General features: G+C 68.8%; 13 protein-coding genes. 3 read left to right on the top strand and 10 right to left on the bottom strand.

Annotated elements, in window-relative coordinates:
- Window positions 1–19: 19 nt before the first annotated feature.
- Genes VH571_RS16160 through VH571_RS16180 form a run of 5 tightly spaced genes read right to left on the bottom strand, consistent with a single transcriptional unit; the run spans window position 20 to window position 4,890 of the window.
- Window positions 20–904, bottom strand: coding sequence for a hypothetical protein (locus VH571_RS16160; protein WP_423265439.1), 885 nt, complete (start codon window positions 902–904; stop codon window positions 20–22).
- On the bottom strand, window positions 901–1,770 hold the full coding sequence (locus tag VH571_RS16165; RefSeq protein WP_423265440.1) for a type II secretion system F family protein: 870 nt from the start codon (window positions 1,768–1,770) through the stop codon (window positions 901–903). The genes VH571_RS16160 and VH571_RS16165 overlap by 4 nt, the downstream gene beginning before the upstream one ends.
- Window positions 1,770–3,395, bottom strand: a complete 1,626-nt coding sequence (locus VH571_RS16170; RefSeq protein WP_423265441.1) for an ATPase, T2SS/T4P/T4SS family — start codon at window positions 3,393–3,395, stop codon at window positions 1,770–1,772. Before VH571_RS16170 ends, VH571_RS16165 begins: the two co-directional genes overlap by 1 nt.
- On the bottom strand, window positions 3,395–4,231 hold the full coding sequence (locus VH571_RS16175; protein WP_423265442.1) for a hypothetical protein: 837 nt from the start codon (window positions 4,229–4,231) through the stop codon (window positions 3,395–3,397). The genes VH571_RS16170 and VH571_RS16175 overlap by 1 nt, the downstream gene beginning before the upstream one ends.
- Before the next feature lie 2 nt (window positions 4,232–4,233).
- Window positions 4,234–4,890: an SAF domain-containing protein gene (locus tag VH571_RS16180; RefSeq protein ID WP_423265443.1), complete on the bottom strand. Its 657-nt coding sequence runs from the start codon at window positions 4,888–4,890 to the stop codon at window positions 4,234–4,236.
- Between the two features lie 176 nt (window positions 4,891–5,066).
- Here VH571_RS16180 and VH571_RS16185 point away from each other — a divergent pair, with 176 nt between their 5' ends.
- The 3 genes from VH571_RS16185 (at window position 5,067) to VH571_RS16195 (ending at window position 6,932) form a co-directional block, all read left to right on the top strand.
- Window positions 5,067–5,372, top strand: coding sequence for an ArsR/SmtB family transcription factor (locus tag VH571_RS16185; RefSeq protein WP_423265444.1), 306 nt, complete (start codon window positions 5,067–5,069; stop codon window positions 5,370–5,372).
- Window positions 5,373–5,485: 113 nt separating this feature from the next.
- The gene (locus tag VH571_RS16190; RefSeq protein WP_423265445.1) at window positions 5,486–6,220 is read left to right on the top strand and encodes a hypothetical protein; all 735 of its coding nucleotides are present in this window, start codon (window positions 5,486–5,488) and stop codon (window positions 6,218–6,220) included.
- A gap of 4 nt (window positions 6,221–6,224) precedes the next feature.
- A complete protein-coding gene (locus tag VH571_RS16195; RefSeq protein ID WP_423265446.1) occupies window positions 6,225–6,932 on the top strand; it encodes a hypothetical protein in 708 nt (235 codons plus the stop codon).
- A gap of 9 nt (window positions 6,933–6,941) precedes the next feature.
- On the opposite strand, the gene VH571_RS16200 is transcribed toward VH571_RS16195, so the two are convergent.
- Genes VH571_RS16200 through VH571_RS16220 form a run of 5 tightly spaced genes read right to left on the bottom strand, consistent with a single transcriptional unit; the run spans window position 6,942 to window position 13,791 of the window.
- The gene (locus tag VH571_RS16200; RefSeq protein ID WP_423265447.1) at window positions 6,942–8,081 is read right to left on the bottom strand and encodes a C40 family peptidase; all 1,140 of its coding nucleotides are present in this window, start codon (window positions 8,079–8,081) and stop codon (window positions 6,942–6,944) included.
- Window positions 8,078–10,147: a hypothetical protein gene (locus tag VH571_RS16205; RefSeq protein ID WP_423265448.1), complete on the bottom strand. Its 2,070-nt coding sequence runs from the start codon at window positions 10,145–10,147 to the stop codon at window positions 8,078–8,080. Before VH571_RS16205 ends, VH571_RS16200 begins: the two co-directional genes overlap by 4 nt.
- The gene (locus VH571_RS16210; RefSeq protein ID WP_423265449.1) at window positions 10,144–12,744 is read right to left on the bottom strand and encodes an ATP-binding protein; all 2,601 of its coding nucleotides are present in this window, start codon (window positions 12,742–12,744) and stop codon (window positions 10,144–10,146) included. Before VH571_RS16210 ends, VH571_RS16205 begins: the two co-directional genes overlap by 4 nt.
- A gap of 55 nt (window positions 12,745–12,799) precedes the next feature.
- The gene (locus VH571_RS16215) at window positions 12,800–13,438 is read right to left on the bottom strand and encodes a hypothetical protein (RefSeq protein WP_423265450.1); all 639 of its coding nucleotides are present in this window, start codon (window positions 13,436–13,438) and stop codon (window positions 12,800–12,802) included.
- A gap of 5 nt (window positions 13,439–13,443) precedes the next feature.
- Window positions 13,444–13,791, bottom strand: a complete 348-nt coding sequence (locus VH571_RS16220; protein WP_423265451.1) for a hypothetical protein — start codon at window positions 13,789–13,791, stop codon at window positions 13,444–13,446.
- Between the last annotated feature and the right edge of the window lie 2 nt (window positions 13,792–13,793).

Below are 13,793 nucleotides of genomic sequence, written 5' to 3' on the forward strand. Positions count from 1 at the left end.
TCGTTCTCCTTGGTTGGGGTTACAGGGTGGTCAGTTGAAGCAGTGTGGGCGCGATCACGATGGCGAGGATCGGCGCGAGGGTGAGCATGACGGGCACGTCCATCCGGGAGGTGACGCGCTCTGCGGCTGCTGCGTCGTCGGCGGCGACCTGGGTGCGGAGCTTGTCGCAGGCGGCGCGCAGCTGGTCGCGGAGGCCGACGCGGGCTTCGGCCATCCGCATCATGCGAGACATCTCGACGAGGGCGGGAACCTCGATCTGTTCGCCGAGCCGGTCGAGGGCGTCCCACTTGGACATGCGGGTGAGGTCGGCCACCTGGTACTCCCGGCGGATGCGGCGGAACACCCAGGAGTCGGACACGCTCGCCGCGCTGGTGAGGGCGCTGTCCGCGGTGGTGTTCCCGAGCAGTGCGACGGCGACGAGCTCGAGGTAGACGGTGACGAAGCGGGTGAACTCGCGCTGCGCTTCGCGCGCCTTCGCACGGACGGTCGCGTCCGGCGCCGTCCACATGATGAACGCCAGGACGGGGCTCAGGATCAGCGGCAGCGGGAAGAAGAACCCGAGGGCGAGCTGGAAGAAGATCGGGATGATCAGCGGGCCAGCGAAACCGAACGCCGCGAACTGGAGCTTCTGTGCGTAGAACTTGCTCACGGGGATCTCGAGGAGGTCCAGCTGCTTCACCGGTGCCGCGAATCCGGGGATGTTCGGCACGTGCCGGCTGACCCAGGAGCCGATCCGGTCGGACCGGGTGATGGTCGATGCCGAGGCGGGGGTGAGGGACAGGTCGCCGAGCCGGTCGAGGGCGTCGTCGACGTGGATGATGCGCGGGGCGAAGTGCAGCAGGATCAGGGCCAGTCCGAGGCCGACGACGGCGCCGGGCAGCAGGGCCACGATGACGGGGCTCATGCGCTCTCCTCCGGGGCCTGGTTGATGATGATGCGCGACTCGGGCTTGCCGCGCGTCTGCGCCTTCGCCCAGACCAGCAGCAGCACGAACGAGCCGAGGATGACGGTCAGGATGATCTCTCCGACCGGGGTGGAGTACGCGGCGAGCTGGGGCGTGCGGGAGAACGCGACGATGCCCAGGAGGACCATCGCGACGATCCCGGTGAGGGTCATCAGGGTGCGTCGGGGCTTGTCGCGTTCGTTGTAGATCGCGATCCGCTGCTTGACCTGGGTGGCGAGGTTGTCGGCCAGGCTCTCGAGCGCCTTCGTCAGCCCTCCGGCGTTGAACTCTGCGGCCTGGATGAGGTAGATGACGACCTCGTCGGCCCAGGCGTTGTCCATCTCGTCGGCGAACGCGCGGAGGGCTGCGGCGTTGGACCAGGAGCCCGACATGCGGTTGTGCATCCGGTCGATCGCGATGCGGAGGATCGGGGGTGCGGAGGCGCGGCTGACCGCGATGACTTCACGGAGGGTGAACGAGCCGGTGTCGGCGGTCGAGGCGAGGCTGCGAGCCCAGGTTTCGAGGGCGGACAGGAGGTCGCGCTCTCGGGTGTCCTGCTTGCCGAGCAGGAGCGGCAGCCCGACGAACGCGACGGGGATGACCACGGCGAGCACGATGATGCCCGACAGGGTGGCGCTGATGAGACCGACGACGACGCCGATCAGCAGCAGCAGGCGGGTGCGGGGACTGGTACGCGCCCAGAGCGCGGTGGTCTTGGCCGGACGTCGGTCGCGCTGACGCTTCGGCGGCGCCGGCTGGAACGCCACGATCAGCAGGATGATCCCGCCGATGATGCCGGCGCCGACGAGGGCTGCGAGGAGGGCCATCAGCTCGCGTCTCCCCAGAAGAAGTCCGTGTGCAGCCCCGCGCGACGCAGGGTCGTTGCGAGCTGCACGCTGGGCTTCTCGGGCATCGTGTACTCCTCGCGGTCGTAGTCCCACGCGAACAGCTGCGCAGCCATCGGCAGCTGCTCGTTGGGGCGCGGGATGACTTCGGCGATCTCCGACACGATGCGACGTCGGGTGCCGTCGGCGTTGGGGATGGTGTCGAGGTGCACGACGATGTCGATGCTCCGGAGGATCTGGCGCAGCGGCACGGTGTCGTCGCTGAGGCCCTGCTCGCTCATCAGGATGTCCGCGAAGCGGTGCAGGGCGTCGTCGGCATTGCGGGCGTGGATGGTCGAGATCGATCCCTTGCCGGCCTGCATCGCCTTGATCGCGACGGGACCTTCCGCGCCGCGGATCTCGCCGAACAGGATGCGCTGCGCGGAGGAGCGCAGCGATTCCCGGAAGGCGTCCTCGAGGCTGTAGGTGGCGACCATGTCGCTGCCGGAAAGGTTCGAGGGCAGGTACTGGAAGTCCTGGACCTGAGCGTGGCGGTGCTTCTGCTTGCCGAGGTAGAGCTCGTGCTCAGTCTCGATCGTGACGATCTTCTCGTCCCACGGGATGGCCGACATCCACGCCCGGAGGAAGGTCGTCTTGCCGGCCGCTGCCCAGCCGGACACGAGAGCGGAGACGTTGGCCTGGGCGAGGGTGATGAGCAGACCCAGCATCTTGTTGTTGATGGTCTGGAGCTCGACGAGGGTCTGCATGTCGATGTCGACGTGGTTGTGCTTTCGCATGGTGACGTTCGGCACGGAGGTGATCGGCTTGCCGGTGGCGGAGAACCGCGCGCCGCCGATGTCGAGGTCGAGGTGGCCGTTGGGCCGGCTGAACGCGCGGCCTCGCCAGCTGGCGAGGTCGGCGATGAAGTGCTCGAGCTCTTCGTCGCTGCTGGCGCACGGACGGCGCCGCTCCTTGACGCCGTTCGACTTGGTCACCATGACGTTGTCGTAGCCGACGATCGAGATGTCTTCCACGTCGGGCTCGCGCAGGTACTGCTGGAAGCGGCCGTAGCGGAACGCCGAGTCGAACACGGCTTGCACGTAGCGGTTGCGGGTCTCTTCGGACCATTCCGTGTCCGGACCGAGGTTGATGACGGACCAGTCGACGTGCCGCTGCACCAGGCGCACGATGTCGGCCATCGCGGCCTCTTCGTAGGCGGTTTCGGGGCCGGCGGCGGCGGTGGCGACGTCGAAGTCCTGACGGCTGCGGGTGTTCGCGGTGTCGACGCTGAGCTCCTTGACGAACTTGTCGACGAGGATCCAGTCGACGTCGTCCTCGAGCGCGGTGTGGTCGTGCGCGTCGACGGCCAGGCGGGCGGCGTGAGCGCGCGGGCGTTCCTGCGGGGCGGACCCCTGAACGACGGGCTCGGGGACGGATACCGGCGCCGAGTCCTCGACGAGGTGCAGGCGCGACGAGCCGGTGGCGGCGGCGAACAGGTGGGACTGCCCGTTCGGGGTGCCGCTCTGCGGGGTCTCCTGTGCGTCGGCGGTGGTGCCGGTGCGGATGATCAGGTCGCCGAGGAACGGGCGCTGCTCGATACCGATCTGGGGGATGTTCTCGTCGGCCATCAGACTGCCTTCCGGTCGAGGTCGCTGCGGGACTGCTCGTCGACGGCGCTCACCGCACGGCGGATCGCCTGGCGGTAGGAGTTCCGGTTCGGTTTGGCGTCGGGGCGTCCCAGGGAGAACACGGCGGCGCCTTCGGGGTCGAAGGGCAGTTCGGCGATGACGGGCATGAGGTGGTCGTTGAACGATGCTGCCGGCACGGACTCGGCCGGTGCGCCGGCCAGCACGAGCCGGTACTTCTCGGCGCGGCCGACGCCCTCGAGACGGTCGGCGAGGTCGGGGAGCTCCGTGCGGCGGTAGATCCGGTTGAGGTCGACCATCGTGCTCGAGGCGAACGTGAGCACCCGGTCGGCGCCGTCGAGGATGGGGAGGCGGATGTCCTCGTGCGCGATACGGCCGAGGTCGACGATGACGTCGAACCCGGCTTCGCTGAGCGCACGGAACAGGTGCGGGAACCGGGACCACATGCCGCGGACGCCGTCGACGATGCCGAGCCGGTAGAAGCCGGGGACAACCCACATGCGGTGACTGCTGGGGATCGAGGGGATCGGGGTTTGCGCGATCTCGGGCAGCTCGTGCACGGCGATGGCGAGTCCCCGCTGCGGGTCGACGAGGTCCTGCCAGGTGAGGGCGTTGCGTGCGTAGGCGACGGCGACCTTGTCGAGTCCGCCGGCGTCGGGGCGCAGGTTCGAGCGGAAGAAGCCGGCCATGGAGGAGGTGACGTTCGACGTCTCTGCCTCGAACACGATGACCGGGCGCGGCCAGTGCACACCGAACGCGAACGCCGCGGTGGTGACACCGGGCGATCCGGCGAACGAGGTGAAGGCGAGAACGGACACGGCTACTTCTCCTCGGGGGTGAGGTAGATCGCGACGGCGCCGGCGGAGGCGCGGCTGGTCAGGTCGGCGGCGGTGGTCTCGCTGACGTAGACGTCGACGATGGTGGTGCCGGCGGCGTCGTCGTGGGTCGTGTCAGACACGACGCCGGTGACGGCCGCGGAGTCGCCGGCTGCAGCGGCGTCGGTGGCGACCGGGACGATCGCGACGCGGTCGCCGGCCACGAGTGCCTGCGCGGGCAGCTGCGCGGGCTTGAGGCTGAGCCCGACGAGGGCCTTGCCCTCGGGCACGCTCAGGGCCGACGCGATCGACGACTTCGTGACCATGCTGCCCGCGGGGAGGTCGACGGTGGCGACCTGACCGATGACGTCGGAGGAGTCGGCGACGGCGACGCCCTTGGTGCTCTGCCCCTCGGCGATGTCAAGGGTCGAGAGGTCGTTCTGGCTGATGACGTCGCCACGTGCGAGATCCCGGCTGACGACGAACACCTGCTCGGTGTTGGAGCTCGACGAGTAGATGAACACGCCCGCCAGCGCGCCGGCGACGATGATCGCCACGGCGCCGGCCTTCCACACCCATGAACGGCGGGTGCGCACCGGGGCGATCGAGCTGTCCTCGCTTCGCGCCGGTGCGGCCGTCGGTGTTGCTGTAGCTATAGCCACGTGGTTCCCTCCGAAGTTCTTCTACCTATGAGAGGTGCCCTCTGCGGCACGAACCGGGACAAATTGCCCTGGACCCATCGGCTGGCCCCCTGATCGGCGGACGACGCCCACCTGATCTCACTTACCAATCTATGGTAATTACCAAACGTTGGCAACAACTTCCGTAGACTGTGGCGATGCCCGAAGGCCCCACCGACGCCCCCTCGCTCGAGGACGCTTGCACTGTGGTGTCGGGCACCCCAGCTCGCGTCCGCACGCTGCGCGTCGTGATGGACAGCGACGACGTCACAGCGATCGACGTCATGGCCGCGACGGGTCTCTCGCGCAATGCCGCAGGTCATCACCTGAACGCTCTGCTCAAGGCCGGCGTGATCCGACAGCGCCGAGTGACACAGGAACGAGGCGGTCCGGTCATCTACTGGTCCGCCAACGTCGACGCGATCCATGCGATCCGAGACACATTGAGCTCCCACCTGACCTAACCCCCCTCTGGGTGACAATATTACAGAGCTACACGGCTCGTTCTACTCCCTGAGCATCCATCCTCTGATTCTCCTGCCCACGCTCGGGGCCGCTTCGCTGAGGAGGGACGCACATGTCTGTTGCCGCAAGTGCGTTCAAACGGTGGGCTGTCAGTGTCGGCCTGCCTGAGGGAACGGCCCCGCTGGCGCGCATGGCGGGCGTGAACCGGACGACGCTGAGTGCGCAGCTGCTCCGTGGGCGCGTGCGAGAGTCGATCGTGATCGAGGCATGTCGATCCCTCGGCGTCTCCCCGGTGGAGGCCCTGTCGTCGTTCGATGAGTACGACGAGCTCAGCGCTGGCGTCCGACCGCCGCTGCAGGTCGAGGTGCTGTCACAGGTGACATTGACGGACGCGATGGTGGAGCTCTTGGCACGCCGCGAGGAGGGCTACGGCGAGCTGCTGCGGCCGGCACGACAGTGGCAGGACCCGCCGCAGTTCGACTCGGTCCGTAACTGGCTCGACGCCGTCGATCCGGGCACCATCCGCCAGGAGCTCGGAGACCGGTTCGCGATCTCGCCCTCGAACCTCGCGACGGCGATCACGGAGAACAAGCTCCGACCGCGGCAGCTCGTCGAGGCGGCGCGGATCGCACACACCTCCCTCACCAGTGGCCTGGCCGCTGCGGGGGTCCTCACCCTCGCGGAGGCGGGGTGGCCCGAGGGTGCCCGGGAACATGCTCTCTCACGGCTTCGGGACGTGGCGCTCATCGAACTGGTGCAAGCTCGTCTAGCGGGAACCCACCGGGGTGCCCGCCGGCGGACGGCCGACCAGGACGCCGCGCGACGAATTCAGGACACGTTGGGTTGACATGGTGATCGGGTATCTCATCGTCGTGGTGTTGGCGGCGCTCGCTCTCACGCGACTGCCGGCGGTGTTGACGGGGAAGAACCTGACGGTGGTCCTGTCAGCGCTCTCGATCGTTGCTGCGTTCGCGCTCATCACGCCGGGTGTCTACGCCGCCCTCGATCCGCTCTTCCCGGTGCCGAATGCGCTCGACCTGGTCGCGAAGCTGCTGCTGTTCACTGGCCTGCTGCTGGCCGGCAGCGCGGTAGCGCGGGCCTACGACGCCCCTCGGACGCAGCGGCTGGTGTCGGGGCTGCCCGGCACGGTCGTCTTCATCGTCCTGATGCTCGCCGAGGTTGGGATCTTCGCTGCCGTGCACACGGGCACCCCGGCGCCCGATCTCGCCCGGAACCTCGGCGAGCCGCTCGTCCGGCTCTACTCGACGTTGGCGACCGCCTACCCGGCGTACATCGCAGCGCTGCTCATCCCGCACGTGCGTGCAGGGCTGGCGAGCTCGGAGCGCTCTAGCCGCATCACCTCGAGGTTCTTGCTGGTCGGGTTTCTGCTCGCGCTCGTCCGATTCGTTGTGGCGTTGGTGACGCTGGTCCTGCCGGCGGCGTACTCCCCGGGTCAGGTCGTCAGCGGTGTCGCGGCGATCGCCGTGGCGCTCGGCCTTGCATGCGCGTTCTTCGCCCGTGTGGGGCGCGACCGGCAGTCCCAGCGCCGCTACAGCTGACCGCCTGCGTCACCAGCTGCCGCTGCCGAGGGCGTTGACGCGCCAGAACGTGGGCTGCACTCCCCCGATGGTGAACTGGTAGCTCTTCGCGTGGGTGAGGTTCCGGCCCCAGTCGGGCGAGTGGATGAGGCCGCCCTTGCCGTCGTAGATGCCGATGTGGTGCCCGACCCAGGCGACCAGGTCGCCGGCCTGCGCCTCGGAGGCGGGGATCTGGTGCGATTGCGCGAGCTGGCCGGAGACGACGGGGCTGGGCAGATCGATGCCGAGCACCTGGTGGTACATGTAGTAGACGAACCCGGTGCAGCACCAGCCGGCCGTCGGGCTGCCGGCAGAGCCGCACGCTCCCGAGTAGGGCACCTTCCCGACGTACTGCTCGGCGTAGGCGACCATGTCGGCGCCGGTCTTGCCGTTGGGTGCCGACCACGATCCGGTCTGCGCGTCGGCGCCGCCGGCGCTGCTCGAACCCCCTCCGCCGCACCCGCTACCGCTGCTGGTGGTCTGCGAGACGGTGTCGGCAGTGACGTTGACGCCCTCGTCGCTCATGATGTTCGCGGCGGCGGTCTCCCACTTGTCGTAGGCCGAGGGGAACCCGGAGATCTGCACGGCCTGTGCCGCTTCGCCGAGGGTCTGGGTCTGCCAGTTGGGGATGTCGAGCAGCCCCTTCGGGGTGCCGTGGTTCGGGCCCAGGGGGCCGCCGAAGAACGCCTTGGCCTCGTACACAGGGTCCATCCGCTCCTCGAGGGAACCCCAGTTCGCGCGCTGCTGGAAGATCCCCACCGAGTCGCGATCGCCGTAGTCGAGGTTGCGCAGCGTGGACTCCTGCAGGGCCGTCATCAGTGCGACTTGGACTCCCCGCGAAGGGATGTTGAGTCCCCTCGCGACCGAGATGATGGTCTGCGCGTTGTCTCGCTGCTCGCCGGTGAGCGTGAGCGTCTTGCCGTTGCCACTGTCGACCTGGCCGGCCGCGGTGGCATCCTCCCCGGCGGGAGCCGCCGCAGCGCCTCCGCCGCCTGGGGCGGCGCACCCGAGGGCCACGGGAGAGCTGACGAGCAGCTGCAGCGAGGTCGCGGTGAATCCGACGATCCCGATCGCGGGGATGAGCAGGATCGCGGCGCCGCCGGCGACGATGGCGAGCATCTTCTTGTTCACGAGACGAGCTCCTTCTTCGCGGCCCGCTCGAGCGCAGCTCGGACCGGGGACTGCTGCACTGCGTCGGGCCGCATTCGGGTGACCTGGTAGACGCCGCCGCGGTTCTGTGCGGCGGGAGCGATCTGCCCGACGCCGCTCTTGTCGACGACGATCTGGCGACCGAACGGGACGGCGGGGCTCTGTGCCGGCGGCGTGGGGGCCGGTGTGGGTCCTGAACCGATCGCCGGTGTCCGCCCGGCGGGAGATCCGGAGGACTTCGGGCTGGTGAGCGCGGCCCGTCCTGCCGGGGCGCTGAGAGTGGGCGTCGACGGTGACGAAGACGTCGAGGGGGCAGGCCTGGCCGTCTTGTGCTCGAGGACGTTGCCGACGGCGGAGGCCCCGGCGCTCAGGGCGTGGCGCTGGAGCACCTTTCGTCCGCCGATCTGGGCGGTCTTGATGGCGACCGCGGAGGTGCCACCCGTTGCAGCTGCGGCGCCGAGTTGGCCGACAGTCGACGCGACGCGCACGGCCTTGCCGACGCCGCCGGCGGCGCGGCTGGTGGTGGCGGTGAGGTGGCCGCCGTCGATGCTGGACGGTTCGGGCGCTGCCGGCAGGGCCTTCTTCTGCGGTCGCTGGCTGAGCCGGTTCGCGGCGTAGCGGCCGGCGGTGCGGAGGGCTTCCTTGCCGATCGGAGACATCGAGCTGGGCTGCCCGTTGCCGCCGTAGCCGAGCTTGGAGAGCCACTGGGCGAGACGGACGCCCTTCTTGCGCATCCGGACGTAGAAGGTGACCAGCGTGATGATCAAGGCGATCACGAAGATGTTGATCACCGCGGTCTGCGCGACGATCGGGAGGCCGCCTTCGGAGACGGCCTTCATCACCGACGACAAGATCCGCAGGTAGGCGGCGAGGGTGACGATCGACACCCCGACGGAGAGCGCGCCGACGTACATGCCGATGAACGAGTTCCAGAGCCCCTCTCGGGCGACGCCGGGCAGCATCGCTGCGTAGACGTACCCGATCAGCTTGAACGCGCTCAGCAGTGCGTAGATGACCGCGATGAGGCACACCAGCGCCATCGCGAGGGCGATGAGGAGCAGGGTGCCACTGCCGCCCATGATCGACAGCGCTGTGATCACCTGCCCGGGGCTGGGGTGGGTGACGTACTCCTGAGCGTCCTTGTCGCACTTGCCGACGGCGTCGCGGACGGTGGTGGAGCTGGTGTCGTAGGCGGAGGCGTTCTTCATCTGGTTGGTGAACGTGGTGTCGCATTCGCCGCTCAGGGAGTGCCCGAAGGCGACCTCCTGCGCGGGGATGCGGACGAAGACGTCGATGAGCCCGCCCATCAGCGACTGCGAGATCATCTCCTGTGCCTGGGACTTGTCGGGGGTGCCGGTGGGGTCTGCGCCCTCTGTGTCGAGGACGCTGACGGAGAGGTTCGCGCCGGTGGACTGCGCCCAAGTGAGGGCGCCGTGCTCGCCGGTCAACGCTGTGACGGGGTTCGCCAGGGCGCCGGTGGCGAGGACGAAGCAGAGGATCGAGACGGAGAGGTCGATGGTGCCGCGGGCGAACTTGCCGAGGGCGATCGCCATTCCGAACACTCCACCGGCGATCATCATCGCCAGTGCCGGCCAGCCGATCTGCGACAGCACCGACTGCATGGTTGTGGCGATCGCGCCGACGGGCGTCGCGATCCAGTCCACCCAGGTGAACTCGAGCAGGAACGACAGCAGCCAGAGGCACCACGAGAGGCAGGCGAGGTTGAAGATCCAGACCCCGTCGACGATGCCCGAGACGACTGTCTTGGTGGGGTGCCAGACGTCGCCGCGGTCCAGCGGCAGCACGGAGTAGCGCCACAGCGGCACCCCGGAGGAGTCCTTGAGGTCGGTGGGCGGCATGTAGGGCGGTGCCGACGAGTTCGCGGACCCGTCGGCGTAGGCGGCGGGGACGGCGATGATCGCGGACACGAGCCAGCACACGCCGAGCAGGAGCAGCATCGCGGTCTTGGGGTGGAGCACGGCCCACGCCCAGAGCCGGCGCAGTCGGTAGCGGGTGGTGCGGTAGCCGGAGGCGAGGAAGAGGATCATGCGGACACCGCGCTTTCGGCGAGGGCTGTCTGCTCACGCTCGGCGGGGGTGATGGCCCTCGAGGGCGTCGACAGGACCGTCTTGCGTCGCTCGGGTTCCTGCGGGAGTGCGACGCGGATCTTGCCCATGCGGCCTTGGACGTCGAGGTAGAGGGCTTCGCCTCGGCGGTCGGGGGCCACCTGCCCGTTCGCGCCGATCGGGGAGAGATCCTGCGTGACGAGGTCCACCATCGACGGGTCCTCGCCGAGGCCCTCGTGGAACCATTCGAGGTTCCCTGCGGCGAGCTTGCGGTCGGTCTGCCGCATCACGACGCGGGTCTTGATCATGCCGCGGGAGAGCTCGTCGCCGAAGTCTCGGGCGTCCTGGCTGGCGACGGCGACGCCGGCTTTGTGCTTGCGGCCGTCGCGGTAGAAGATCTTGAGCTGCTGCTGGCCTTCGGGTGATGCCGTGATGTGGAAGACCTCGTCGACGGCGAACACCGCGAGGTCGTCGTCGTCGGCGAAGCACACCTGCCGGCTGATCGAGACCAGCAGTGCGTACATGGCGCGGCCGAAGAGCTTCTCGATCGGCATCTCGTCGAAGAGCTTGGGGTTGTTGATCTCGTCGGCGTCGGGGAGCGAGACGCCGTGTGTGAGGAATGCGATGGCCCGCTTGGACAGATCCAGCGCCGGCAGCTGTGAGTCGAACAGCACCTTGCCGAAGTGCTTGTCGACGTAGAGCCCCATCAGGTCCGAAAGGGTTTCCGCCTGGACGTCGCCACCCTTGCCGAGCTCCTGCAGGTGTGTGTAGAGCGCTCCGAGCGAGGTGAGCTCGTGCTCGGCGGCGTATTCGGGGCCGAGCACCTTGGACAGGCGCGCGCCTTCGCGGGAGCGGGCGGGGATGCCGAGGAGGGCCGACATCAGCGTCTGCGCTGCGGCGGCGCCGGCGCGCGCTCCGAAGACGCGGAGCGGGTCGAGGGACCACATCGGGTCGGTGAGGTCGACGATGGCGGTCTGCTCTTTGGCCAGCGACTCGGCGAACTTCGCGTACTCCATGAGCACGGTGCGGTCGATGACGACGATCCGGGCGCCGCGGTCGTGGTTGGCGCCGAGGAGCGTCTTGAGGAGGGTCGACTTGCCGGCGCCGGGCTCTGCAGCACACGCGATCGACGCGGAGACGTCGGCGAGCACGTGCGCTTCGAAGTCGAGCAGGACGGGCCGGGCGGTGCCGGAGGTGACGTTCTCGGCGAGCATCATGCCGGTCCGGTCGCCGAGCTCGCTCGAGGTGAGGGGCACCATCGAGGCGAACATCGCGCCGGTGGTGATCTCGACGAACTCGCGCACCTGACGGGATGTGGGCACGCCGGGCTGCATGCCCCACCACAGCGCCTCCTGGGCGCCGAGCGGGATGTCGAACGTGAAGTCGATGCCCTTGAAGTCCTTCTGGAGGAACTGGGCTCGGGAGCGGGCTTCTTCGGCAGTGGGGCCGGCCACGGCGAGGATCATCGTCGCCTGCACCTCGACTTCCTTGTCCGAGCGGTTGAGCTCGGAGTGGTAGTCCTGCAGCGTCGCGGCGGTCTGGACGAGCTGCCCGCCGGAGCCGGTGATCGAGGCGGTGCCGTCCTGCTGGTCGAGCTGGTCGTTGAGGTTGGTCTCGGCGCGCTTGTTGCGGCGTGCGGCTTCGCCGGCGGCGATGACGTTCAGGCGGAGTGCCCAGTCGGCCTCGACGCCGAGCTCGTCGATGCGTCCGACCCAGTCGACGGCGGGGGTCTCCCAGCCGCCCTTCGGAGTGCCGGCCAGGGCCATCAGCGTCTGGTACGACGTCGTCTCCTCGCGGAGGTTCTGCACCTTGAGGTAGCGACGGCTGAACGGGTCGAACTTGGCCAGCTTGTTGGTGAGATCGGTCTGACCGCCCTCGTCGAGGAGCGGGTTCGGGAACACGGCGGGCGAGGTGAACCGGTCGGAGGGGTCGTCTTCGCCGTACTGCTGCGCGACGCCGCCGAGGGTCCTGCCGGCGGGTTCTGGTGCGGCGTTGTCGATGCCGAGCCCGCGGGTCTGGGAGTGGGTGGCGATCCACACCTGCTCGGCGACGCTGGCCCGGTGGGGCTCGAACGCGACGGGGAGCTGCTCTTCGAGCTTCCCGGCGGTCTGCAGCGCCGCGAGGATCTCCTTGGGAGTCGGCGGGTTCACGGGCAGCGACACGAGGTCGCGGAACGACGTGTCGACGTTGCGCCAGGCGGCGCCGGCCTTCTGCTTGGCGCTCCCCATGCGCAGTGGTGCGGAGAGCCAGTACTCGCGCTTGCCGAGGGGGCGCTCGGCGAGAGCGTCGAGGGTAAGCATCGTTTCCATGGCCCACGCGGGACTCTGGTCGATGTCGACGTTCTCGAGCATCCGGTTGACGACCGAGACCGGGTCGAGGTCGGCGGTGAGGCCGAGGATCAGGTACTCGCCGCGGACGGACTGGAAGAGGTTCTGGTGGTGCAGCTTCGACCAGGCGCGCATGTCCGAGCTGCCGAACCCCTTCGCGAGGCCGTTCAGCCGCCAGGTCGCCCACACCGTTCCGGTGCGGGTCCACATCAGGTGTCCGGTCATCGCCACCACGGGCAGTCGCATAGCCATCAGAGCACCGCCCCGCTCTGGGGTCCGGCGAGAGGTGCAGTTTCGAGCTCGGTGCTCATGAGTTGGATTCCTTTCGGCGGGCCTGCTCGAGCAGACGCTCGACGCCGGTCGCGTAGGTGCGGCGGAGGGGGATGACGTTGGCCGGCAGCTCGTCCGCGGTGGGAATGGTCGGTGTCAGCTCGTCGGGAGCCTCGGGTGCCGTCGGTGGGCTGACGGGTGCGGGGATCTCGGCGACGATGACCTGGTCGGCGATCACCGCCGGCCTCCTTGCGGCGACCGCGGGGCTTCCGGTCCCGGTGGGCAGCTGCAGCAGGACCGTGCCCTCGTAGTAGTGGGGGCGTGGGATACGGACGGGGGCGCCCTTGTAGCTGCCGAGCTGCGGGACGGACATCGCCGTGCCGAGGTCGGCGACGAGGTCGGGCAGGCGGCGCCGGGTGACCGGGATGCGGCCGGCGGCCCATGTGGCTCCCCACGCTGCGCCCGCGAGGACGATCAGGCGGATCAGTGGGAAGAGCCCGGGACCCCAGATGTCGGCCGTCTTGTAGCCGACCCAGAGCACGACGCCGCCGATTCCGAGCTGTGTCAGCGTGTACGGGCCACCCGGGATGCGGGCGCCGTTGATCTTGCCGATCAGGACGGGGATGCGTCGCGCGCCGGTGAAGAAGCGCGCGACCTGCGGTGTCTGCTCTGCCATCGGGATCAGCTACCCAGCTGGTCCTTGAACTGGTTGCCGAGCCAGATCGTTCCGCCGCCGCCGACGGCGAACGCGATGAGGGCGCCGACGAAGAGGCCCTGGATGATCCCGCCGATCGCCCAGCTCTTCCTGGCGGCGATGATGAAGAAGGCGATCAGACCGATCACACCGCCGATGACGACGACGAGGGTCTTGAACTGGTTGAGCTGGTCGGTCGCGGTGCTGATGATGCCGCCCGCGAGGATCTGGGGGGCTGCCTCTCCGAGCCCGGCGGTGGCTCGCACGTAGAACTTGGTGCTGGCGTCGTTGACGCTCGAGGCGGCGATGGTGGTGAGCGCGGTGATGCTGGACATGG

The sequence above is a fragment of the Frondihabitans sp. 4ASC-45 genome (assembly GCF_049472575.1).
In the GTDB taxonomy this organism is placed as follows: Bacteria; Actinomycetota; Actinomycetes; order Actinomycetales; family Microbacteriaceae; genus Frondihabitans.

Excerpts from the sequence above, each read along its gene's own strand:
- VH571_RS16160 (WP_423265439.1), bottom strand. The coding sequence starts at position 904 with ATGAGCCCCGTCATCGTGGCCCTGCTGCCCGGCGCCGTCGTCGGCCTC.
- VH571_RS16170 (WP_423265441.1), bottom strand. The coding sequence starts at position 3,395 with ATGGCCGACGAGAACATCCCCCAGATCGGTATCGAGCAGCGCCCGTTC.
- VH571_RS16185 (WP_423265444.1), top strand. The coding sequence starts at position 5,067 with ATGCCCGAAGGCCCCACCGACGCCCCCTCGCTCGAGGACGCTTGCACT.
- VH571_RS16215 (WP_423265450.1), bottom strand. The coding sequence starts at position 13,438 with ATGGCAGAGCAGACACCGCAGGTCGCGCGCTTCTTCACCGGCGCGCGA.
- VH571_RS16190 (WP_423265445.1), top strand. The coding sequence starts at position 5,486 with ATGTCTGTTGCCGCAAGTGCGTTCAAACGGTGGGCTGTCAGTGTCGGC.
- VH571_RS16220 (WP_423265451.1), bottom strand. The coding sequence starts at position 13,791 with ATGTCCAGCATCACCGCGCTCACCACCATCGCCGCCTCGAGCGTCAAC.
- VH571_RS16205 (WP_423265448.1), bottom strand. The coding sequence starts at position 10,147 with ATGATCCTCTTCCTCGCCTCCGGCTACCGCACCACCCGCTACCGACTG.
- VH571_RS16165 (WP_423265440.1), bottom strand. The coding sequence starts at position 1,770 with ATGGCCCTCCTCGCAGCCCTCGTCGGCGCCGGCATCATCGGCGGGATC.
- VH571_RS16210 (WP_423265449.1), bottom strand. The coding sequence starts at position 12,744 with ATGGCTATGCGACTGCCCGTGGTGGCGATGACCGGACACCTGATGTGG.